We start from the raw sequence: 21,676 nt of genomic DNA on the forward strand, positions 1-21,676 counted from the left end.
TTGGCGATGTTAGACAGAATATCTGTCTAACATCAGACAGCAGTTGTCGTACAAATGCAAACTAATCTAAATCCCAAGACTTGTAGTGATATAACCGTTCCTTTGCCAAATCTCCATGTCTGGTTTAGAACTCTTGAATGGTTGAACATAATAATCAGGAACTAGGGGTTTGTCTTGGCGGTCATAGCTCAATTCATGATCCAAAAACTTGATATGGCTAATATGGGATGCCCAAGCATCGGCTATCCTATCACCTAATCCCATTGTGTCTAAATATTTAGGTAGTTCCATTCCGCCATTCCAACAAATGGGGATGCCTTCACCATCAAAATGTTCGGTTAGCTCTTGGCGTACAAAGGATGCTGTCCCACCACAAACTAAGATTTCATCCATTTGAGCAATATTTCTCAACCAGCGCCATAAAGCACGGCAGTACTCTTTGCGAACTATCGGTAAAATCCGACAAAACAACTCTACATCAGCATTGATTTCTTCGATTCTGGTTTTGCGTGATAGAAACCGCAGTGCATCAAAATTGTTATTCGTGGTTTCGGCTAAAGCTGAAATTAGGCGTAAGTCATCTTTTGATAAACCTACAGCAGTACGTTCTACAAACTGATGCACCACCCAATTCATCCCTAAATCTGTAGATTCAGCTTTTATTGCATTCCCCTTGTGCGACAAAATAAAACTGGCATTACGATAGCCTAACATCAGCATTCCTATACTCTTTTGGAAATAGTTTATGTTGACGTTGCGACTGCGATATGCCATGATACCCGCCCCTTCTGGACTGACATCAAAGCTACGCAGTTTTGCTTTTAACCTCCCTGTTGGCGTGATTATTCCTGTTTTTAAGTTCTGTGCTAGTTTTGCTCTGAGCGTTTGCCCATCCGACGCTTCTCCCACTGGCAACAACAAATGTACATATAGCTCTATATCTGGGTTTTTCACTCCCAGCCGCCGAATTGCCAACCATAACATAGCTGCTACTTTCGGTAAGGCATATTGATACTTTAAATCTCTAATAGCTGATGTCCCCGCGAACATACTTTTGGCTAATGCTCCCAGGACATAGTATTCTGACCCAATTCCTATCCACACCGTCGTATCTTGTACGAGTTGATTTGACAAATATTCTATTGACTCTACCCCTAAATCCGCTATTTCTGGTTCCATTGCTAAAACTATTGGAACCCCATCTGGATAAATCTGTGCTATCCCCTTCTGAAAACTTGTCCCTAAATCAATCGTTATCGCAACTTTTGTGTAGTCTTTAGAATTATTCTTTTTATTCATCTTCAGCCCCCCTCAAGGTTTGTCCCAGCCAAACATCCGCTTAATGTCGGTCATCTCTTGATAGTTTTGCGAGTCAAGAAATTCATCGTCATCGTCATCTTCATGGTCTTCATCTTCCTCATCAGTAGAACTTATTTGTCCATTTCCCGAAGTAATCCCTAAGACAGATAGACTATCTGATGCCACTATGTTTGATGCTTGCATTGATATATTTGATGTCACCACTAGTAGGTCTGGTGCTATCCCGCAAGTTCTCCGAATCATACTAATTTGTGCTTCTAGTTGACTAATTGCCCAAATGCCAATCTGTCTTAATTCTTCTCCCCTCAGCCCCGAAGAAAACAAGGCTAGAGGTAGCCAGTGTTTTTTTAGTGTCGATGTAATTGTTTCCGAATAATCTTCCTTCAAATTTAAAGGCTTTGACCTCAAGTAATCAATTACTTCTGCATCTGCACTGTCACTCGGTCTTCTAAATGACACTACTCTATATCTAGAATCATTCATTTTTTTTGACTAAAATTCTGATTAGCGTAACGCGCTTTCTTAAAATTATTACACTAATTTTTATCGCCCAGTTTTTTTCTTTTTATTTTGATACTGCATAACTTAACTAAATTTAATATTTTTGCTTCTGAAATTTATATTGTCTGCCTAAATAAAGTATTTACTTAATAATGAATGCACATACAACAACGCATCTTTTCTTCTAATCCTTCACTTAGACCCTCAAATTTTTTTATCCCTACTAATTTACCGGGGTTTTATTTGCTTTTACGTGGTCAAAATGTATTACTAATCACAGTTATAAATAGCAGACATTTTGCACCTAAAATCCCTATTTATATACAAAATGTCTGCTATTTTGCACCGCTTATACACGCATTTAACTGCTATAGCTGTCATCAAATGTTCATAATTAGGTACAAAATGTCTGCTATTTTGCACATCGCTTTTTTAAAAAATTGCCCTCTAGCACTTACTCCAAAAAGCTTTGAGGCGATTTGTCCAGTTTTTTGTATTCTCAATAGGCTTGAAATTATTGAGAATATGTACTACAAAAGTATTGTTTTTGTACTTCAAAAAACAGTTTTTTTTCTGTTTGTGCTACGAAAAACTACTAAAAATTACAATTTAGCGCTGATTAACTTCGAGGGACTGCTAAAAAATTCCGTTGTCAACCATTTTATTCTTGAGTAATTCTCGAAAAATTCTGTGAGCAGTCCATTAATTCTCATTAATCAAGCCTTATTGATAGTTAAACAGCCCGAAAGCCTTGCTATTGCGTAGTTTTTTAGTCCAAATCACAGAAAGCCGGATGTTACCTACTTAGGCTGAAATTGTGTCAAGAGTGACTAAGCTACTAAGGGAATCTTGGGGATAGCGGGAGAATTGCCTGTGGAATGCCTCAGAACTGCTGTAGGTGGCTTAAGATAGTCGTACTTACTACGGTTTTTTACCCATTTTCGTATTTGAGCGATTTGGCTGGAAAAGTGACGTAAAATCGAGAAAAAACAGCAATAATTTGAGTAATATTTGTTTCTCAGTCAGTCAGCCCAAAAACTTGTATTTCCAAATTTTAGCGTAAAGAAAAAATGGCATACGCGATCGCGCGATTAAAAAAATTAAAGCGGGGTAACATATCAGGGAGTGCATCTCACACTGCACGAGAAAGAGAAACCCCTAATGCAGATCCCACTCAAAAAAATATTCGGTTCATCGGTAGCCTCGCCCCAGAAGAACGACTAGAGGATTTAGTCTTAGCTAAGATAGGGGACTCGGAGCAGAAGCGGAAGATTCGCACTGATGCGGTGTACTGCGTGGAGTTACTGTTGAGTGCATCGCCCAGTTATTTCCGTCCCGACTGCCCCACCCAAGCTGGTTACTATGAACCCCAAAAGTTGGATAACTGGCTAGAAGCGACTCACCAGTGGTTAGCGGATGAATATGGCAATCGCATTGTCCGCGCCGAGTTACACCTGGACGAAGCCACCCCCCATATTCACGCTTACTTTGTCCCCCTTGATGATCAAGGACAGCTACGGTGCAATCATTTCTTTGACGGGCGGCAGAAAATCCAACAATTTCAAGATTCTTACTACCAGACAATGCGGTTAATTGGGTTGGAGCGCGGTATTAAAGGAAGCAGAGCAAAGCACCAGGACATCAAAGATTTTTACCGCATAGTGGAGGAGGGGCGGGATTTAGAAGTTGATGAGCTAAGTGCAGAACATCTTTTAGCCAAAGCTGCCGACCGAGACAGAGCGAATCAACGTAAGGAAGAGATGGAAGCTACAGCCAAAGCTCTCTCACTTGAGAATGACCAATTACGGCGGCGGATAGAGCAATTGGAGCAAGATAATCAATCAATAAAAAAAGTTACCGAATGGTCAACTGATTTAGCTTTGGATGATGTTGCTTGGGAGTTGGGACTGTGGCGTAAAGGGAATGAATGGGTAGGAGGAAACCACATCATTAATATAGATGCCTCTCAATTTACTGACTTTAGCAATGGTTCTTCGTTAGGGGGTAACAGTGCTATTGATTTAGTCAAGCATGTTAATCAATGCAACCAAACAACTGCGATCGCATGGCTGGGGGAAAGATTTGGTGAAGTCGGCGCAAAACGTGCTGCGATCGCTCATGCTCAAAAAGTTACGGCTCTTATTATCCAAACTCAACCAGCACCCCAATTCACCCCACCTGTTGAGGATAAAGCTAATTGGTCAGGTGTTGAACATTACCTAACTCAGAAACGAGGCATACCCTCTGATTGCGTACAAATGTTACATAACCAAGGACTAGTTTATGCCGACTCAAAAGCAAATGTAGTGTTTGTGATGCGGGATCTCAACGGAAAGACCAAAGGGGCTTTCTTAGAAGGGACAGCTAATAAATTCTCTGGTTATGAGTTAGGTACTGTTCGCCGTGATAGCTGGTTTTACTTTACTTTGGGGAAAAAGCCTAGCGAACAAACTAGTACTGTCGTGCTGTCTTTTTCTCCCATTGATGCCATTTCAGTAGCCATGCTGGAATATCAAGTTAAAGGAATACCAGAAACAATACCTCTGCCAATTTACGAGGGTTCAACGCCAGTGGAAACGGGATGAATACGTCCTAAAGAAGTAAGCTTGGCAAAAATCTGGGTTAATAAAATAGGCTCAGGGATTTCGGGAAGCATTTTTAACATTTCACGAACATATCGAAAACCACGATGGTAAGCCTTAAGGTCAATAATGCCAGAACCGGGATTGAGTTGCTGGAAATCAGCGAGAAGATGGTGGGATAAATTGACCATAAAAAATGCTAAATTAGAAGCATTAGTCACGGCAGTTTGGCTCAGGTTCATAAAATCTTCCAATCCCCAAAACTGCTTGGCATCCCTAAAATTAAACTCGATTTGGAAACGGAGTTTGTAATAGTCGATAATTTTTTCAAATGACAGAGTTAGGTCGCTAGAAAAAATAATTACATGGCTGCAAGCATTAGTTTTAAGATTGGTTTTGACCAAAATCACTACATTGAGAGCTTGGGCAAATTCTTTGTGAATAAGAGTGGCTTGATAAATATCAGTTTGAATATCATCCTCAATAGCACTTTTACATAAGTATTTGTCAGGTATATTACGATAGTCTAGCTTATCACCGTATTTACGACGAGAGCGCTTACTGGAGTCAGGATTTTCATAAGGGAAGTATAATGCTGAATCATGGCGCAATTTGGAAATTATCTGCAAGTTGACAAGACGTGCCATCTGCAAAGCATTGTTGTTACCAAAATGACCATCTACTACCAAGTAGGTGAGGGAAATAGAGTTAGCTAATAACTTGAATAGTGAACCAATCATTTTCTGAATTAGTATTAATTCAGATGTTAATATCACTTCCTTTTTATTTTTGTTTTTACTTCCTTTTGGTCGTCCACGCCCACGCTTTTCTTTTTTGTTTGGTTTTTCGATTGTCGAGGTACTTTTTGTTTGAGTATCTTTCTTTATTACCTGTTCTATCTGAATCGGAAACGAGTGCCTCTGTTCAACACTCACTAATGATAATACAAAGAAAGATAATCCTGATATCGGTTTATTGGCTAGGCTAGAAAAGAATCTATCTAATCCATAAGTCTTTTTACCCGATTTACTGACTACAACTTCATCTCCTGCAAGCAAATATACCTCATTCGCACGGAACAAATGCTTGCGGAAAAATAGCCAAAACAATGTAGCCCAAGGTATTACTGTATGAAAAAACCGCAACATCGTCCGATAACTACCACCAATGCCTGCCCAACGGGAAATTCCCAACATCGTGACTCGTCCGCTCATCGCTAACATAGCCAGGATTATCTGGTTCAATTGCCGCATCGTCGTAGCGTTTATCTGCGGTAGCAAGCATTGTAGCAGTGATAAGATATCGGACATGGGCTGATTGTAGTTTTTGAGTTGTCGTTGTGAGAGACAATAACTCTACTACATCGGCCCTCTCTCCTCATCCTCTTATTTTGGCTAAGGTATTGGTATATTGAAGGTCATCTTTTAAAGTAGAGCTGAAAAATCGTACCCAAATCTCATGAAAGTGAGATTGTAATAAGCAAAAAGCTATATTTGATTGGAAAGCAAAAACTACAATTTTTTCGTTATAAACCACACCTTTTGGTAGAAATGTAAATGCGTAGGCATTGCTTATACGAGAAATAACTAATACACGTTCAAGTGGAGCGATCGCTTTAAATAATTCTCCCCTCAGTCGTTCAAATTGCCACCAAGCAGATGTAGAATGCTTACCTCGCTTCCCTTTAACCTTTGCCTTTACAATCTCCATTAAATCAGGATACTGCTGTGCTTCATCTTCGCTCATCTCCCCAAAATTGATCACATAGCGACGATGTTCGTGTGTCGGGCTGCTATTTACCTCTTCACCACCAATATAAGGAAAAATTCTTTCAGCATTTTTTGCATCTTTCTCAATCAAGCGGTGCATTTCTGCAATGGGTGTCGCCTCTAGATTGCTATCATCAAACGTAAAACCCATACCTAAAACATAGCTTCCAATAAAGCTTTTATCAGCATTTGCTAATAACACCGCCGGATTTTCATTTCCCCCTGCATGAAACAGAAATGCAGAAATTAGGGTAACTTCTCGCCCATTAAGAGTTGATTTTAATTTTTGACTCGATTGGAAATCAATCGCGTTTGCATCTACATTTTTCAATTGATTAATCATATCGTTTGCATCCACACCCGCCCGGAAATCAATTTCCGGGCTAACAGCAAAAGTCGGTTGAAACCGACTAGAATTTTCTTCCCCATTTTTCTCAGTCCTCTTCAGAGGACTTTTGCTATGAGACAGGGAATTCCATTCCCTGGCGGACTTGTTAGCTAATTGACAGTATTGTTTCCAAATATTAACTACACTCACAACTACTGCTGCAAGTCCAGGCCACTTCAAGCGCTTTTGAGCATTATAAATTGTGCCTTTATTCTGACAAATCCAACGCAGTCCGGTACTACGAGTATCACCTTGAGCAATAGTATTTGTAGCAATTAGCCCAAACGTTCCACCTTCTCGCAATATCTCAAAAGCACGACGGAAGAAAAACGCCACAATATCAGAATTCCCATGAGACTCTGGGTATACTTCCTTTAACCAATCTTGATAACCGGGTGCATGAGCATTAATTGTTGTATTCTTCCCCGCAAACGGGGGATTCCCAATAATCGCATCAAACCCCGAATTATCCCTATCAAAAACCTCTGGAAACTCAATATCCCAGTTAAACGGAATAATCCCCTTTTCCCCACTCCGCAACCTGCTAGCAATTTCCTCCAAACCCTCAGTATCAGCTTGGTGATATCGCCATCTCTTCACCAATTCTGCAATCTCAGCTTCTCTCTCCTCTCGCTGCTTCTTATTACTTCCCTCAAAAAATGCAGCAATTCTTACATCCCCCGTTAACCTCGCTTGCTGCAATTCTTGCTCTACCTTATATAGATAATCCCGCTTTTGGTCATCATCAGCATCACTGCGGGTATCCAACGCCTGAATTTCCGCCCGATAAGAACGCGCACGGTCAAGTTGCTCTTTCAAATATACAAATAGCGGTAAATCGTCAGTTGCATCCTTCCCAAAAGACCCAATCTGCTCTTTCTTCAACCCTACCAGCGAATCCCCACACTTGAGCGCATGGTCAAGAAATGTAAACGGTAAATCCTTCGCCAGCGTCACCAGCCATAAAGATAACTTCGCCAAATTCACCGCAAACGGGTTTTTATCCACACCATATAAACACCGTTGCGCCACCAAGCGACGCGCAATTAATAAAGGTTCTTCTTTGCCATAATTGCTAATTGTCGCATTCTGGTTGCGATCGCGATTAATTATCGTATTCTGATTGCGATCGTTATTCATTATCGCATTCTGGTTGCGATCGCGATTAATTATCGTATTCTGATTGCGATCGTTATTCATTATCGCATTCTGGTTGCGATCGCGATTAATTGTCGCATTCTGGTTGCGATCGCTATGAATTATCGTATTCTGGTTGCGATCGCTAATTCCCATACGGGTATTGTTTTCCTCGCGTTCCCACGCTTCCACCACCTTCTCAGCCAATTGACGACAGGTTTCTACCAAAAACGCACCAGAACCCATCGCCAAATCACAAACTTTCAGCGATAAAATCTGTTCCGCAGTCGGTTTTTCTCCCAACGCTTCCAACACCGGACGCAGCGTTGTTTCCACAATCGGTTTAGTGAGTGACCTGGGCGTATAATGCGAACCAGAACGCCTGCGTTCTTCCCCTGGCTGCAAGTACAGCGAACCCACAGGCAACAAATTAGGTGTTTGCCGTGATACCTTGCGACCTAGTGCAATCACTACATCTTCTAACGTCTGCGCCGCCTTCAGTTCCTTGAGGACATTTCCTGACACCTCACAATTTGCCCATTCCTTCAGTAACTTCTGACGGTCAGCNNNCTTTGCTGCCAAAATCGCCGTCACATCTACTACCACCGTCGTAGAAACCTTTGACCCCTTGGGCTTGCTGTAAACTCCAATACTCGGACTTTCTGCCCGTTCCACAGCAAAACCCATTATGCCTTCATACACCGAGCCAATTTGCTCCACATCTAATGCCCGATAAGACAGGCGCTCCCCTTCTAAAATTAGTAGCTTTTCTAACAAACGATACACCACACCATCGGGAATTCGCGGAGGCTCGATTGGTTGACCCTTGACAAACTTACTACCGCGTGAGCGACCTTCCAAAAACGCATACTCATCCGGGTCAAAAAGCTGACCATGCCGTGCTGGTAAATACTCTGGTGTTTGTCCGCCGCCGTCATAAACCAAGCGAAACAAACTCAACAGCCACACCCACGCCCCATAACGCTGATCCATCGTATCGGGGTAATTCCCCACGTCTTCTCGTAGCCGTTCATACAATCCAGATACAGAATAGTTACGCTGGTAAACATCGTCTGGTGGCATTAACCCCTCGTCCTCAGCGTAGAGCAAAAACACCAGTCGCATCAGTGTAGTGATTAATCCACCATAAATGTGTTGCGGATTTGTGGCAGCAATTTCACTTAACAGCTTACCATCAACTGCCGCATCCGCCATCTGAAACCCACGCAGCAGTTCCCACAAAGCATCTAGTACTTGGTTAGCCAAGGTTGTAGAAACTTCTGCTTGGTACTTACGGCTATCTTCCAACAAATTTTGTAACCGACGGCCTGTAGTAGCACTAAACACGCGAAATGCCGACAGCAGCATTTCCATCGCCCCCAAAATCAGCCGTCCAGACACCTCACACATCGCCTGTACTGGAAAAGTCAAATGTCCAGAAGACTCGCCCCGTGGCGCATACACTAAACGCAGCAACCCACCATTACACAACAAACCTATGGGTATTTGCGTCTCCCGCAACAACCGCTCAAATTTAGCTTGGGGGCTAGCGTGCCAACCACTGCTAGACTTAGTTAATTCTGGTGCGACTACATCCAAGTCAGTACCAGAAGAAATTATTTGCACCAAAATCTGCGGCTTGTCGCTATCCGGGTCAGGCACAATATAGGTAGGCGCAAGAATTTCGCTGTAATCAGTTAAAGCTATCTCGTATTCTAGTGATGGTTTAACAAGGTCACTATCAGCCCAGCTTAATACATTTACCACAAAAGCCGGAAAATCAGCAATATAGCCATCCTCATCAACCGCAGCCAGCAATGATTGTTGCAAATCTACAATATTGCGGTTGACCACCGCCTGCGCCTTCACCAACGCCGGGGGAGATACTACCAACCCTACAGGCTGGAGAAAACCCAACCACTCTTTATGTCTGGTGATTTCTGGGTCAATCGCCATTGTTTCTCCTTTGCGTTTTCTGAGCCTGGTACGGTTTGTTTACTTTATCTGATAACATCAAAATCTGCTAATGCACACGATATTGGTGCGATGCGAACAAAAGTAAAACTAATTCGCGGTCAAGATAGCATGGCCGTGGAAGCAGATTTAGTCGAATTAGTGCAAAAGCACGTCAATGATTATGCCTCCGCGTGGAAAGAACAATTAAGATTGTACGGACAAGAAGATAAATTTTGGGACTGGGAGTTTAAACTTCAGTTCGTTATTGGCAGACAACCAAACCGCGAAGGCTATGCAATTGAGTACGAAGGCGAAACTCAAGGGTTAATGCTGATTGAAACTAAAATGCACGGTTCGCGTATCAGTGAGGGAAAACGTCTGGTATACCTTGATGGAATTGCTTCTGCGCCTTGGAACCGGGAATTTATTCAACGCCCTCCAAAATTAAAAGGTGTTGGTACTGCACTCTTAGCTTTTGCCAGAAACCGCAGTATAGAACTAGGTTACGAGGGTAGAGTTGGGTTGCATTCGCTACCAGGAGCAGAAGAATTTTATGATAATCAAGGGATGATTGATTTGGGAGAGGATGAAGATTACGAAGACCTAGTTTATTTTGAGTATGGAGTTCGTCGTTCTTCTGAATAGGTAGCGAGGTTAAGTTAATGAGTCAGGAAGAACCTAATTACAATCAAAGCGCCTTTAATCAAGAAAACGCAGTAAATCCGATAGATTTATTGTTTGATGAAGAATGGTTGCGAAAAGCTGTTGAAGCTGAGGATAAAGTCGGTGGTAACATTGGTGCCGGATTAGATTGGGGTTCTGGGTTTGGCGACCTAATGCTTAATCTCGAACTTTTGGGACGTTTAACAACATTACGTATTTCTCTTAATCGAGAAGTGCGCTTGCTGCTGAATAACTGGAATTTAGGAACGGTTACAAAAATTGCCATAAAAACTGCAAGAGAGAAATTACTTCAAAGATTAAGATTAGCTACACCAGAAGTCAAAGAACACATACTCGTTGTTTTGGGAACAGATGAACTTTATGGCGAAGAGTTTATCTCTAATCGAGAGATACTACGCGAATTGCTTGCGGTGTTGTTGAAACAAGAAGATTGGGAAACTATTGCAGCAGTTGCAGCAGATTCGTTAAAAGAGCGAATTATGCATCAAGTTTCTGTTGAAAAAATTTCAGCATAAGTCATAGATTTAAGAATCAATTACTGCAAATTAACAACTAACCGCTAACTGGATACAAATAAACTATACCTACAGGTTCAACCCGTACCGCCTTCACTTCATAAATTGCTTCAATTCGCGCGGGTTCGCGCACCAACTCTTCAGCTAGCATATTTAGTCGCTTATCCCAATGGCGACGGTCTGCTTCTAACTGACGCAACTCTTCTTCAGCGAATAACGAAAGCTGTAGGGGTTGTTCGGTTTCTTGTTTAGTTTTGAGAATGCGATCGCGTTGTTCCTCTAAAATCTTCTTCATTTCCTCAGCTTCCTTTTGTCCCCGTGCTGTCAGCTTTTTCTTGGCGCGTTCAGCTAGCACCTCTGCACGTTTATGCAAATGTGGTGTCAACTCTCCCACATCCTCAGATGTAGCTTGACATAAGCGTTGTCTAACTAATGAAGGAACCTCTCGCAACCGGGGAGAAGCCAAAGAATTTTCCAGTAAAGCTAAAACATCATCCTTTTGTCCTTCTGGTAAAGCTTGTAACTTTTTACGCCCTCTAGTTACTGGGTCTGACCATTCCGCAGCCACAGCAATTACTTCATCATGTAATCTAGTGGCGCGATCGCCATATAAAGATAAGCGTCCTAAAATTAACACTTTAGGTAAAGGTTCATCCGTGAGACAGACGCAAGCACGAGTTAATTCATGGTGTGTAAAACCTTGCGATAAAAAGCGTCCCAATAACCGCTGCACTACCCGGTGTTCCAAATGCAAGTGAACTACATCACCATCCAACGTACCAGGATCACGGAAAATTACCGGACGAATAGGAGCCTCCCGTCGCCATTCCCAAGGTTTTTGACCGTGTTTTCGCGGTATTCTTAAGGTATCAAGAGTAGTAGCCCAGGTGGGATCTGCTCCCAAGCGTTGGTCGAGAGATGGTACTATCCAACGCGCAGTAGTAGGGTCATTAGCCGCCTCATTAGCATCCACAGGTGCGAGCGAACTTACTCCCAAAATTTCCAAAGAAGCGGAAATAGCATCTCGAAAATGGCGATCATCCAGTCCCAACCAGTTCTGCGAACTTTTGAGCATTTCTTGAAGTTGTGCGACTTGGTTAACCAATTGCTCTTTTTGAAGTCTAATTTCCTCCAATTCTTCATCAACTACTTGGGAGAAAGCGTTGGCTTGAGTCTCAGACTGGTCTACTTTTTTAATCACCTCAGCAATTGAATTTGCTTCTTCATGGCGAATACCCCCTTCCAGCAATCTTGATAAATTCTTCTCTACCACTGGGGAAAGGCTACCCAGTTCTTTTTGTATGGTTGCCGTCTTTTTAATTAAGATATCTAGTACCCGGTCTTCGGCTCGCTGTGGCAATGCAAAATAGTAACAGCGAACAATAGGCGATCGTTGCAGTTTTCTGTCAATCCGCCCGTTGCGCTGTTCCATGCGGCTAGGGTTCCACGGTACGTCAAAGTGAAACAGGTCAGCGCAGTTATTTTGTAGGTTTACCCCCTCCCGGGCTGCATCGGTAGCAATGAGGATACGCAGAGGATGGCGAGATGGGTCGGTATTAAAAGCGAATTTGGGCGTTGCATAATGGCGGTATGAATTGAGGTAAAACTGGATGGAATGTCCGCGTTGTGGGTCGTCTCATATCCGTAAGAACGGAAATAAAAGAGGTAAACAGAATCACATTTGCTGTAATTGCGATCGCCAATTTATTGATCGGTACGAACCACCTCAAGGATACAGTGATGAAGTGAAACGGGAATGCCTGAAAATGTACGTTAATGGTATGGGATTTCGTGGCATTGAACGGGTCAAAGGTGTGCATCACACGACATTGATTACTTGGGTAAAACTTGTAGGAGAACTGCTACCTGATGTTTATGATCCAGAGACAATTCCAGAAGTTGGCGAACTCGATGAACTAGAAACGTTCGTCGGCTCAAAAAAAACAAAGTTTGGCTTTGGACAGCAGTGAACCACTTCACACAAGGTATTTTAGCGTGGGTTTTGGGCGACCATAGCGCCGAAACTTTTCGACCGTTATGGGATATTGTAGGTACTTGGCAGTGCTATTTCTATGTCACGGATGGATGGTTGGTCTATCCAGGCTTTATTCCAGAGGGCGACCAGATTGTGAGCAAGACTTACATGACACGAGTTGAGGGGGAAAACACCCGGTTGCGCCACTATCTCGCTCGATTGCATCGAAAAACGCTATGTTATTCCAAATCAGCACAAATGCTGAAATACTCGATTCGATTGCTACTTCACTATCTCAAGTTTTGGGATGTTCCAGTTTCAGTATGATTCATACCGCCATTATGCAACGCCCGAATTTGATTGCTTCTCGACGTTCTTCGCCCATACCACCGTGAAATACATCGATGCGTTGATGTTCACGGTCTGAGCCTGCAATCAACGCTTCTAATTGCTGTTGGAGGTAGCGTTTTGTATCTATATATTCAGTAAATATAATTACTCGGCAGTCATTCCAAGTAGCCCCTGCCTCGCCCAAATTGGGACAAAGATTGCTGCGAATCCAATTTTCTAGTTCTTTGATGCGGGGGTCTGGTTGATAACGTGCCGCATTTGCAGTCTCCGACATTTCTTCTAGTAATTCTAGTTCGCGGGCTGTAAGCGCAGAGGTTGTAGGTTGACTACTTGCTGCCATCATCTGAGCATCTTCTTCCTCCTGCACTTCCATTTCATCAAGTTCAGCGCGGTCATCATCAGCCCCTGGGGGTTCCCAAAGTAGGGGTAAATTACGTGACAATTTAGCTGTGTTAGGAGTAGAAGTAGCTTGCTTTTCAATTGCAGTACGATGCACCTTTAAAGTTCTGGCAAATGCTTCGATAGAGGAGAGTAGGCGTTTTTGCAAAGAGGTGACAACAAGCATCGCTGACTTCTGAGTAGATTTGGATGTATTTTTTAGGCGCTCCTCACGTAGTTGGCGATATTCTTGTAACAATCGAGACAGCTTTAACTCTGGGGCATTTGCAGGTAGGCCATCAATAACTATGGGGATAACTTGGCGATTAGGAAAATCTTCTCCTATTTCCCGTAGGTCGCGTTTTAATCGCCTTACCATCACAGTATCAAGTAGTTTTGGGTTGCGAACGGGTACGCCTCGACAAAACCGTTGTGGGTCAAGGATTTCTAGTAATGCGGCAAAGCTGTTAGAGTGGCCGTTGTGAGGAGTGGCAGACAGAAACAGCTTATGCTCAAAGCGAGGTGCTAAGTTACGAACAGTTTGTGTCAATTGAGAATCAACAGCATATTTGGCACCACTTGCTGGGGCAGCGTTATGAGCCTCATCAAGTATCAGCATCGATGCAGCAGAAAAATCACCCAACCAATCACGTAATGGTGCAGCATAAGTTTCATCTCGGAGTAGCGCATGAGAAATAATAAAGCGGTTGTGCGTTGTCCAAGGGTTAATTCCATAGCCGCGTTCTTGGCGACGAGAGGCGACAAACTCTCGGTCAAAAATCATAAAAGTGAGTCCAAATCGGCTCTCCATTTCATCCCGCCATTGTCGTACCACCGATGGCGGACAGGAAATGACAACGCGCCTCACTTTTTGGCGCATCAACATTTCGCGGAGGATCAGCCCAGCTTCAATGGTTTTGCCCAAACCAACATCATCGGCAATAAACAGAGCTACTCTAGGCATCAGTAAGGCTTTACGTAGTGGCTCTAGCTGATAAGCTTTCACCTCAATCCCGGCCCTGTAAGGTGCCTGAAATAATTTTGGGTCTATGGAAGTGACGCAGTTCCAACGCAGTGTGTGCAGGTAGGTAGAAAACAGCCGTGCATCGTCAAATCCTCGGCTGGCAACTAAATCCCAATTCGTTGCACCTATGTACTGAGCATCGACTTCTCTCTCCCACAAAACTTCCAGGGGGTCTCCTAGTGCATCGTCATCTAGACACGAAAGGCGAACTAAGGTGTCTTCCTCAGCAGACGGGCCAAGAACTACATCTTCTACAAGATACTGTCGGGAGCGTACTCGAACGATTTGTCCGGCTTCAAGGTTTATTGCTGGCATATTGTCCTGAATAAGTACAATGGCACTTTGAATTTTGTCATCCGAAAGGCATTGTTGCCATAGCATACACACCTAAAGTACCGGACTTTATATCCAATTGATAAATTCCTCAGCAAGGGACTCCTATTTTCCATAGATTTGCTGTATCTTACTTATTCCGTGCAATTATTAACACCCAATTTATCCCAATTTTGCTGTCATCCAAATTTTCAGCCAATGCCTTTGGGGAGCAGTGAATGAAAACATTAACAAGATAGATTATGAAGATCATCAAAAAATCCGACAAGCTGACTCTGAAGAAAATGATGGAAATCCAACACGCTGAAGACCAAAATCTTCAAGCTGATACCGTCAATTCTTCAGCCCCTGTAGTTGATGAGCATCCAGCAGCAATTCTTCTTCCAAGAGAACCTGACTATATTCCATTCCTTGACAATCCTCCAGTACAGTCTGTTGGCAACTCTGGCTGGCAGATTTCNATTTGGCGGGATATCCGGGTGGATGATTTTTGTGGGTGATACTCCTGATAAATATAGGCAAAAAACAATACATTTCTCTTGTGGGGTACGTACTGTCACAAACAGGAGTTGCTCTTTGGTAAAGAAGCCTACCAAATAATCAACGCTAGCATTAAAGTTGAGTGCGTAGACGTTTAGGCGGCAAGGCGATAGACATTGCAATGGCTCAATGGGTAAACGAAAGAGAAAACATCAGAAGACATCCTTCCCTTGGATGGTAGAAGAAGAAAATCTGTTCATTGCAAAGACTGGTAACGAAATAGTTACAGATGCTGGATGGGAGAAAATTTCATTTGAAGAAGCGAGAAAACTATTTAGTCCCGAAACATTTCAAGAATGGTACGAACTGTTCCTAGAAAATACAGATATTTCGGAAATACTTTCAGAATCTAACCTAGATATAGATTTAGATGATGAATCAGCAATAGATAACTTTTTACAAAAGAGCAACTGGACACCAAAACAAGTTAATTTAGTTGTAGCGAAGGCTATCTATAAAAATCATGCCTGGGTGAGAGCATTGCTGATTTCTACACCTGATGTTGAAGAACCCTACTTTCAAAATTATGAAATGGAGGCAATTCGTTTAGGAGTCCAATTGCGGAAATACATCAAAGAAGATATTCCAGTAATTAATGACTGCAAAGATGCTGTCAGACATTTACATGGAAGATATGCCCTCATTGGCTGGCAACCAAGAAATTGTGTGACAGCAGCTCACAACCTAAAAATATCTCAAGCAACTAAGGTTTACAGTGAACTTCTCTGGGATGAAGATTGGGAAGATGAAGAAGACTGTTCAGGAGATTAACAGCTTTGATGATATCGTTGAAGTGACTAGGCTTTTGCTAGACAATGATTGCCTCTAAAAGCGATCGCAGCGCTGCAATTGGTAGAAGCTGGAAAAATTAACCTGGATGTCCTGGATGTCTCTGTAAAACAATATCTACCAGACTTCACTCTGGCTGATACCCAAACGGCTGATCAGATCACGAATCATTGTGAGGTCTGATTGAGACTTGCAAGTGCAGCTGCGATTCGCCCAGATGCCTTTGGTCGTTTGTACATTCGTTCCATGTAGTCCACCAGCGTGGGGAAAGTGGCGAGTAGCTGAACTTCGTTCGCCCAATCCAGTGTGTAAGCAAGCACAAAATCAGCCACTGTGACGTGTTCACCCACTACAAACTGCCGATCCAACAGATGGTTCTCTAAAACGACAGCCATACTGGTGAAGTCTTGCCGAGCGAGAGGTATTTCAGCAGGCAATCTCAACTCTTCTGGGTATATAAACGTGTGGCGAGCGATACGCCATAGCGGCTGTTCCAATTCGGTGGCAGTAAAGAGGAGCCAACGATAAAGCTGTGCTCGCAGAAGCAAGTCTGTAGGTACCAAGTTAGATTCTGGGTACTTCTCACCGAGGTACAAAGCAATGGCTACGGATTCAGTAATGATATGTTCGCCATCGATGAGTACAGGGAGCTTGCCAGTGGGATTAATGGTGAGAAAATCGGGTGTACGGTGTTCACCTGCCCGCATGTTGATGGAGATTGCTTCAAATTCCACCCCAAGTTCCTGGAGAACCCAGCGAACTCGAATTGATCGCGTGGGAGCAAATTCATAGAGTTTCATCTAACACCCCCAGGAGACTCCCGCCACAACGCAGTTTGGCGGCGAGAGGAATGGGGACGAGCGAGAAGTTTCACCCCTGAGACGAATTGTCGCTTTGCGACATTAGGCGACGGGGTGAACGACGAGTGAGTAATTAAACTTTGGTGCATGGGGGTTTGTACGTATTTCACAAATTTAATGGTAAAATGTGAGGTATGGAAAAAGCCTACCGCTACCGTTTTTACCCAACCACCGAGCAAGAACAGATATTGCGCCGGACAATTGGTTGTGTGCGGTTGGTTTTCAACAAAGCTTTGGCTTCCCGAACTGAGGCTTGGTACGAGAGACAGCAGAAAGTTGATTATGTTCAGTCTTCTGCTATGTTGACTTCTTGGAAAAAACTTGATGACCTCCAATTTCTGAATGAGGTTAGCTGTGTACCACTGCAACAAGGTCTGAGACATCTGCAAACGGCTTTCACTAACTTTTTTGCTGGTAGAGCAAGATACCCCAACTTCAAAAAGAAGCAAAGTGGTGGCAGCGCGGAATTTACCAAGTCTGCTTTCCGGTGGAAAGATGGACAAGTTTACTTGGCTAAATGCTCTCAAAGTTTGCCAATTAAATGGTCTAGGCAGCTTCCCGAAGGATGTGAACCTAGCACCATCACAGTTAGACTTGAACCTTCTGGACGCTGGTTTGTTAGTTTGCGGATTGAGGATCTGACCGACCAAGCCATGCAACCAGTTGATAGTGCTGTAGGCTTGGATGTTGGCATTAGTAGCCTTGTCACCCTGAGTACGGGTGAAAAGATTGCGAATCCAAAAGCGTTTGACAAGCACTATCAAAAGTTGAGGAAAGTCCAAAAGTCTTTGAGTCGCAAACAAAAAACTTCTCGCAATCGTGATAAAGCTAGACTCAAAGTTGCTCGGATTCAAGCTAAAATTTCTGACGGACGTAAAGACCATCTGCATAAACTGACAATCCGACTGATTCGTGAAAACCAAACGATAGTAGTTGAGGATTTGGCAGTTAAAAACATGGTCAAAAATCCCAAACTTGCCCGTGTTATTAGTGATGCTGCATGGGGCGAGATGGTGAGGCAACTGGAATATAAAGCCAAGTGGTACGGTCGAACCTTGGTGAAGATTGACCGATGGTTTCCCAGTTCTAAACGCTGTGGTAACTGTGGACATATCGTTGATAAATTGCCGTTGAGTATCAGAGAGTGGGATTGTCCAAACTGCGGAACACACCACGACCGTGATATCAACGCCAGCCGGAATATCTTGAGGCAGTGCGGTCTTGGGGTTTCCCCAAGTGGAGCAACTGCCGTGGCGGTGGGACACACCGTTGCAGTCTGTGGAGCGAACATAAGACCTGATAGGCATAAGTCTAAAGGGCAGTTGCGAAAATCCAGTAATGGAAAGAAACAGAAACCCAAATCGTGAGTTTTGGGAATCTCCCGCTACACCGCAAGGTTAGCGGGAGAGGATGTCAAGAATCAACCTCAGTGATGTGCAAATATCTTTCATCTTCTTATATGAATGGGTGTGCTCATGTTTCGATGAGTTCGCTTTCTTTGTGTTCCATTGGTTGTTCTGTTGTGGTTCACACTCCTGCTCCTTCCCTTTGGGCCTCAACTGGATGGGTTGCTTCGGGTTCCATGTAAATCAGTTCCCAAATGTGACCATCTAAATCCTGAAATCCATGCGCGTACATAAATCCGTGGTCTTGAGGTTCGTTGTAGGTTGTGCCACCAGCAGCAACGGCTTCACGAACCAGCCGATCCACTTTTTCTCGGCTCTCAACTGATAAGCACGTCAACACTTCGGTACTTTTTGTGGCATCGCAAATCGGGTTTGGCGTGAATGTTTTGAATTTCTCATGCCTCAAAAGCATCACAAAGATGGTTTCGGACACAATCATGCAGGTGGCCGTTTCATCGGTAAATTGGGGGTTGAACTGAAAGCCAAGTTTTGTGAAAAACTCGATGGATTGCTGGAGATATTTGACGGGTAGGTTGACGAAAATTTGAGTACTAATGGTTTCTCCTGGTGTAGTTAGTTGTTGGTCAGTGGTCAATGGCTATTTACAAAGGACAAAGGACGAATGGCACGCTTGTTAAGGGCAAAGCCATGATATAGATGCCTTTTGAGTGTGGGGAGTGTGGGGAGAGGGGGAGTGTGGGGAGTGTGGGGAGCGTGGGGGGTAAGATTTCTTCCCCATCCTCCCACACCTCCCACACCTCCCACACCTCCACACCCTGCCCTGACCAGGTTTCAGCTTTTCAAGCGTGCCATTCGGCTCAGATGGTTTGTTCGCAGTTGATCATCCACGGTGTCCCAAACTGATCGGTCAACATGGCAAAGCGCGATGACCAGAACGTTTGCGCGATCGCCATCTTCACCTTGCCGTTTTCTGCTAGAGCGTGAAAAAGCCGTTCTGCCTCAGCGATTTGGGGAACGCTAATTTGTATGTAGAAACCTTGCGGGGTTTCAAAGTATCCTGGTGGGCAGTCAGATCCCATCAGGAGGCGATCATCTAGTTCAAGGCAAGCGTGCATGATTTTGTCCTGCCATTCCGGTGAGACATTTTCTGCGGAAGGTGCTTCTTTGTGTGTCATCATCATAGTCATCTTGCCACCCAGACATTGTTCATAGAACTTGAACGCTGCCTCACAGTTGCCATTGAACATCAGGTAAGAATTAAGTTTCATTGATTTCTCCTTTTGTAATCGATTCTGCGTTTTGATGAGCGGATCGTTCGCATATAAACATCATTTGCGCGGTTGTTGATGACGTTACTCTTGCTGCTGCGTTTCAAGTTGAGCGCGAATGCGGTCTTCCTGCTCCCTTAAGGCGGGTGTCAGGACTTCACCAAAATCCTCTGCCTCGAATACGGGACGAATCTCAATCTCGGAGTCTCCTGGCATAGGGTTAGGGCAGCGCTTGACCCAAGCAACTGCCTCTTCCATTGAGTTCACCTGCCACAGCCAGTACCCTGCCACTAGCTCTGGCGCTGGAGTGAAAGGTCCTTGGGTGACGGTGCGATCGGTTCCTGAAAAGTGAACTCGCACCCCTTTTGAGCTAGGATGCAACCCCTCAGCGGCGAGCAAGATACCTGCGGTGGCTAATTCTTCGTTGTACTGCCCCATTTCAGTTAAAAGCTGTTCGCTCGGCATGACCCCAGTTTCGGAGTCTTGGGTTGCTTTGACAAAGACCATGACTTTCATTGTGAAATCTCCTGTTGAATGGTTTTGAGTTAGATTGCGAGGGGTTAGGTGTGCTGAGTTGCGCTTTGCGCAACTCCGAAGGAACCGCTAATCAGCAGCGACACGCTTGAGTTCATCAATCTCGATCTTCTTCATTTGCAGCATGGTAGTGGTCACGTTTTGAGAGGTTGCCGCGTCGGGGTGGTTGAGTAACTCAATCAGAATGCGAGGAATAATTTGCCAGGAGACGCCGTATTTGTCTTTGAGCCAGCCGCATTGCTGTGCGGTTTCATCCCCATCGGCAGACAATTTTTGCCAGTAATCGTCCACGTCCGCCTGGGTATCGCAAAAGATTTGGAAGGAAATCGCCTCGTTAAATTTGAAGGTCGGACCACCGTTGAGTGCTGTGAACGGCTGACCATCAAGTTCAAAGCTGACAGTCATGACGGCTCCGGCTGGTTTTCCGTGAATTTCCTGTCCAGCGTCTCCATATCGACTGACGTGGACAATTTTGGAATTGCGAAAAATCGACGTATAAAACTGAGCGGCGGCTTCGGCTTGATCGTCAAACCATAAACAGGGAGTGATTTTGGAATTGTTTTGCATGAGGGTTCTCCTTGAGTTCAAGCGGTTAAGGACGGTCAACAAGAAGGGTGTGGGGTGTGGGGTGTGGGGTGTGGGGTGTGGGGTGTAGGGTGTAGGGTGTAGGGTGTAGGGAAGACTGCATTGGTCCGGGCTTGAACCCCCACCAATGNNNTCGTCTNNNCTCATACGGGGCTTGTAACCAAGAGTTTGTTGGGGCTAAATATTCACTACANCCCCACACCCCACACCCTATACCCCGCCCCAACGGGGCTTGGTCAGGGCTGTGCTGGTAGTCCCACAACTTCGATGACAGGACGGATTTCGACGGTGCCGACTTTTGCACCTGGGATGCGGGTGGCGATCGCAATGGCTTCATCCAAATCCTGAGCATTAACGAGGAAGAATCCACCCAATTGTTCGCGGGTTTCGGCAAATGGTCCATCGGTCACGAGTGATTTGCCTTCACGGACTTGGACACTAGTTGCGGTTGCAACAGGATGGAGCGGAGCCGTCGCCAGAAATTGTCCTTGAGTATGCAAGTCCTGGGCGAGTTGGGCAGATTCCCCATAGCAATGCTCCCGCTCGGTGTCGCTCATGGCGTTTTCGTCCATATAAATCAGCAGCAAATATTTCATTCGGTTGCCTCCTTTGTGATTAAGTCGAACGGGAATTGTCCAAATCGACACCTGAGTGCAAAAATTTTGTCTAGTACAATTGAACTTTATCAAGGAAGGCAGGAGGCAGAGGGCAGGAGGCAGGAGGCAGGAGGCAGGAGGAAAACTGNCCCGACGCTCGCGGACTCGCTTGCCAGCCGGCGCTATCTGCCTCTTGCCGCGACCATTCTCTAGAAGGGTTTAAG

Annotated in this window: 15 protein-coding genes and 4 pseudogenes; 6 read left to right on the forward strand and 13 right to left on the reverse strand. The window is 44.2% G+C overall.

Features of this window, described 5'->3' with window-relative positions:
• Window positions 1-66 precede the first annotated feature (66 nt).
• Window positions 67-1,299, reverse strand: coding sequence for a ParM/StbA family protein (locus QUD05_RS01345; RefSeq protein ID WP_289794343.1), 1,233 nt, complete (start codon window positions 1,297-1,299; stop codon window positions 67-69).
• A 12-nt stretch (window positions 1,300-1,311) separates the two neighbouring features.
• Window positions 1,312-1,803, reverse strand: coding sequence for a hypothetical protein (locus QUD05_RS01350; RefSeq protein WP_289794344.1), 492 nt, complete (start codon window positions 1,801-1,803; stop codon window positions 1,312-1,314).
• A 1,088-nt stretch (window positions 1,804-2,891) separates the two neighbouring features.
• Here QUD05_RS01350 and mobV point away from each other — a divergent pair.
• Window positions 2,892-4,406: a MobV family relaxase gene (gene mobV, locus QUD05_RS01355; protein WP_289794345.1), complete on the forward strand. Its 1,515-nt coding sequence runs from the start codon at window positions 2,892-2,894 to the stop codon at window positions 4,404-4,406.
• Here mobV and QUD05_RS01360 read toward each other — a convergent pair.
• The 3 genes and pseudogenes from QUD05_RS01360 to QUD05_RS34285 all read right to left on the reverse strand — a co-directional run.
• Window positions 4,373-5,713: a transposase gene (locus QUD05_RS01360; RefSeq protein WP_289794346.1), complete on the reverse strand. Its 1,341-nt coding sequence runs from the start codon at window positions 5,711-5,713 to the stop codon at window positions 4,373-4,375. The genes mobV and QUD05_RS01360 overlap by 34 nt on opposite strands.
• A 97-nt stretch (window positions 5,714-5,810) precedes the next feature.
• Window positions 5,811-7,622: pseudogene (locus QUD05_RS34280) on the reverse strand (Eco57I restriction-modification methylase domain-containing protein); the annotation flags it as partial.
• 126 nt (window positions 7,623-7,748) lie between these two features.
• A pseudogene (locus QUD05_RS34285) lies at window positions 7,749-9,653 on the reverse strand (type IIL restriction-modification enzyme MmeI); the annotation flags it as partial.
• Between the two features lie 90 nt (window positions 9,654-9,743).
• Between QUD05_RS34285 and QUD05_RS01370 the strand changes: the two are divergent.
• A complete protein-coding gene (locus tag QUD05_RS01370) occupies window positions 9,744-10,298 on the forward strand; it encodes a GNAT family protein (protein WP_289794560.1) in 555 nt (184 codons plus the stop codon).
• 17 nt (window positions 10,299-10,315) lie between these two features.
• Window positions 10,316-10,852 (forward strand): hypothetical protein, encoded by a 537-nt coding sequence (locus QUD05_RS01375; protein ID WP_289794348.1) that lies wholly within the window; start codon window positions 10,316-10,318, stop codon window positions 10,850-10,852.
• A 37-nt stretch (window positions 10,853-10,889) separates the two neighbouring features.
• On the opposite strand, the pseudogene QUD05_RS01380 reads toward QUD05_RS01375, so the two are convergent.
• A pseudogene (locus QUD05_RS01380) lies at window positions 10,890-12,422 on the reverse strand (helicase-related protein); the annotation flags it as partial.
• A 40-nt stretch (window positions 12,423-12,462) separates the two neighbouring features.
• Here QUD05_RS01380 and QUD05_RS01385 point away from each other — a divergent pair.
• Window positions 12,463-13,154, forward strand: a protein-coding gene (locus QUD05_RS01385; protein WP_289794349.1) for an IS1 family transposase whose coding sequence is annotated in 2 segments (ribosomal slippage) — window positions 12,463-12,787 and window positions 12,787-13,154 — 693 coding nt in all. Because the reading frame shifts where the segments join, the coding sequence is not laid out codon by codon here.
• 28 nt (window positions 13,155-13,182) lie between these two features.
• Here QUD05_RS01385 and drmD read toward each other — a convergent pair.
• A pseudogene (gene drmD, locus QUD05_RS01390) lies at window positions 13,183-14,895 on the reverse strand (DISARM system SNF2-like helicase DrmD); the annotation flags it as partial.
• Between the two features lie 687 nt (window positions 14,896-15,582).
• Between drmD and QUD05_RS01400 the strand changes: the two are divergent.
• Window positions 15,583-16,224, forward strand: a complete 642-nt coding sequence (locus QUD05_RS01400) for a hypothetical protein (protein ID WP_289794351.1) — start codon at window positions 15,583-15,585, stop codon at window positions 16,222-16,224.
• A gap of 185 nt (window positions 16,225-16,409) precedes the next feature.
• Here the strand turns inward: QUD05_RS01400 and QUD05_RS01405 are convergent, their stop codons facing one another.
• The gene (locus QUD05_RS01405) at window positions 16,410-17,042 is read right to left on the reverse strand and encodes a glutathione S-transferase family protein (RefSeq protein ID WP_289794352.1); all 633 of its coding nucleotides are present in this window, start codon (window positions 17,040-17,042) and stop codon (window positions 16,410-16,412) included.
• Window positions 17,043-17,236: 194 nt separating this feature from the next.
• Between QUD05_RS01405 and QUD05_RS01410 the strand changes: the two genes are divergently transcribed.
• Window positions 17,237-18,469 carry an RNA-guided endonuclease InsQ/TnpB family protein gene (locus QUD05_RS01410; protein ID WP_289794353.1) on the forward strand — a complete coding sequence of 411 codons (1,233 nt, stop codon included), beginning with the start codon at window positions 17,237-17,239 and terminating at the stop codon, window positions 18,467-18,469.
• Between the two features lie 160 nt (window positions 18,470-18,629).
• On the opposite strand, the gene QUD05_RS01415 is transcribed toward QUD05_RS01410, so the two are convergent.
• The 5 genes from QUD05_RS01415 to QUD05_RS01435 form a co-directional block, all read right to left on the reverse strand.
• On the reverse strand, window positions 18,630-19,064 hold the full coding sequence (locus QUD05_RS01415; protein WP_289794561.1) for a VOC family protein: 435 nt from the start codon (window positions 19,062-19,064) through the stop codon (window positions 18,630-18,632).
• A gap of 262 nt (window positions 19,065-19,326) precedes the next feature.
• Window positions 19,327-19,737, reverse strand: coding sequence for a VOC family protein (locus QUD05_RS01420; protein ID WP_289794354.1), 411 nt, complete (start codon window positions 19,735-19,737; stop codon window positions 19,327-19,329).
• Window positions 19,738-19,821: 84 nt separating this feature from the next.
• The gene (locus tag QUD05_RS01425) at window positions 19,822-20,253 is read right to left on the reverse strand and encodes a YciI family protein (RefSeq protein WP_289794355.1); all 432 of its coding nucleotides are present in this window, start codon (window positions 20,251-20,253) and stop codon (window positions 19,822-19,824) included.
• A gap of 87 nt (window positions 20,254-20,340) precedes the next feature.
• Complete coding sequence (locus QUD05_RS01430) at window positions 20,341-20,838, reverse strand: VOC family protein (protein ID WP_289794356.1); 498 nt, start codon at window positions 20,836-20,838, stop codon at window positions 20,341-20,343.
• 254 nt (window positions 20,839-21,092) lie between these two features.
• Entirely contained in the window at window positions 21,093-21,452 is a 360-nt protein-coding gene (locus tag QUD05_RS01435; protein WP_289794562.1) for a YciI family protein, read from the reverse strand.
• Window positions 21,453-21,676 lie beyond the last annotated feature (224 nt).

Source organism: Nostoc sp. GT001 (assembly GCF_030382115.1).
In the GTDB taxonomy this organism is placed as follows: Bacteria; Cyanobacteriota; Cyanobacteriia; order Cyanobacteriales; family Nostocaceae; genus Nostoc.

Bases quoted from the DNA above. Each gene is read 5' to 3' on its own strand.
- QUD05_RS01345 (WP_289794343.1), bottom strand. From the start codon at position 1,299: ATGAATAAAAAGAATAATTCTAAAGACTACACAAAAGTTGCGATAACG.
- QUD05_RS01350 (WP_289794344.1), bottom strand. From the start codon at position 1,803: ATGAATGATTCTAGATATAGAGTAGTGTCATTTAGAAGACCGAGTGAC.
- mobV (WP_289794345.1), top strand. From the start codon at position 2,892: ATGGCATACGCGATCGCGCGATTAAAAAAATTAAAGCGGGGTAACATA.
- QUD05_RS01360 (WP_289794346.1), bottom strand. From the start codon at position 5,713: ATGTCCGATATCTTATCACTGCTACAATGCTTGCTACCGCAGATAAAC.
- QUD05_RS01370 (WP_289794560.1), top strand. From the start codon at position 9,744: ATGCGAACAAAAGTAAAACTAATTCGCGGTCAAGATAGCATGGCCGTG.
- QUD05_RS01375 (WP_289794348.1), top strand. From the start codon at position 10,316: ATGAGTCAGGAAGAACCTAATTACAATCAAAGCGCCTTTAATCAAGAA.
- QUD05_RS01400 (WP_289794351.1), top strand. From the start codon at position 15,583: ATGGGTAAACGAAAGAGAAAACATCAGAAGACATCCTTCCCTTGGATG.
- QUD05_RS01405 (WP_289794352.1), bottom strand. From the start codon at position 17,042: ATGAAACTCTATGAATTTGCTCCCACGCGATCAATTCGAGTTCGCTGG.
- QUD05_RS01410 (WP_289794353.1), top strand. From the start codon at position 17,237: ATGGAAAAAGCCTACCGCTACCGTTTTTACCCAACCACCGAGCAAGAA.
- QUD05_RS01420 (WP_289794354.1), bottom strand. From the start codon at position 19,737: ATGAAACTTAATTCTTACCTGATGTTCAATGGCAACTGTGAGGCAGCG.
- QUD05_RS01425 (WP_289794355.1), bottom strand. From the start codon at position 20,253: ATGAAAGTCATGGTCTTTGTCAAAGCAACCCAAGACTCCGAAACTGGG.
- QUD05_RS01430 (WP_289794356.1), bottom strand. From the start codon at position 20,838: ATGCAAAACAATTCCAAAATCACTCCCTGTTTATGGTTTGACGATCAA.
- QUD05_RS01435 (WP_289794562.1), bottom strand. From the start codon at position 21,452: ATGAAATATTTGCTGCTGATTTATATGGACGAAAACGCCATGAGCGAC.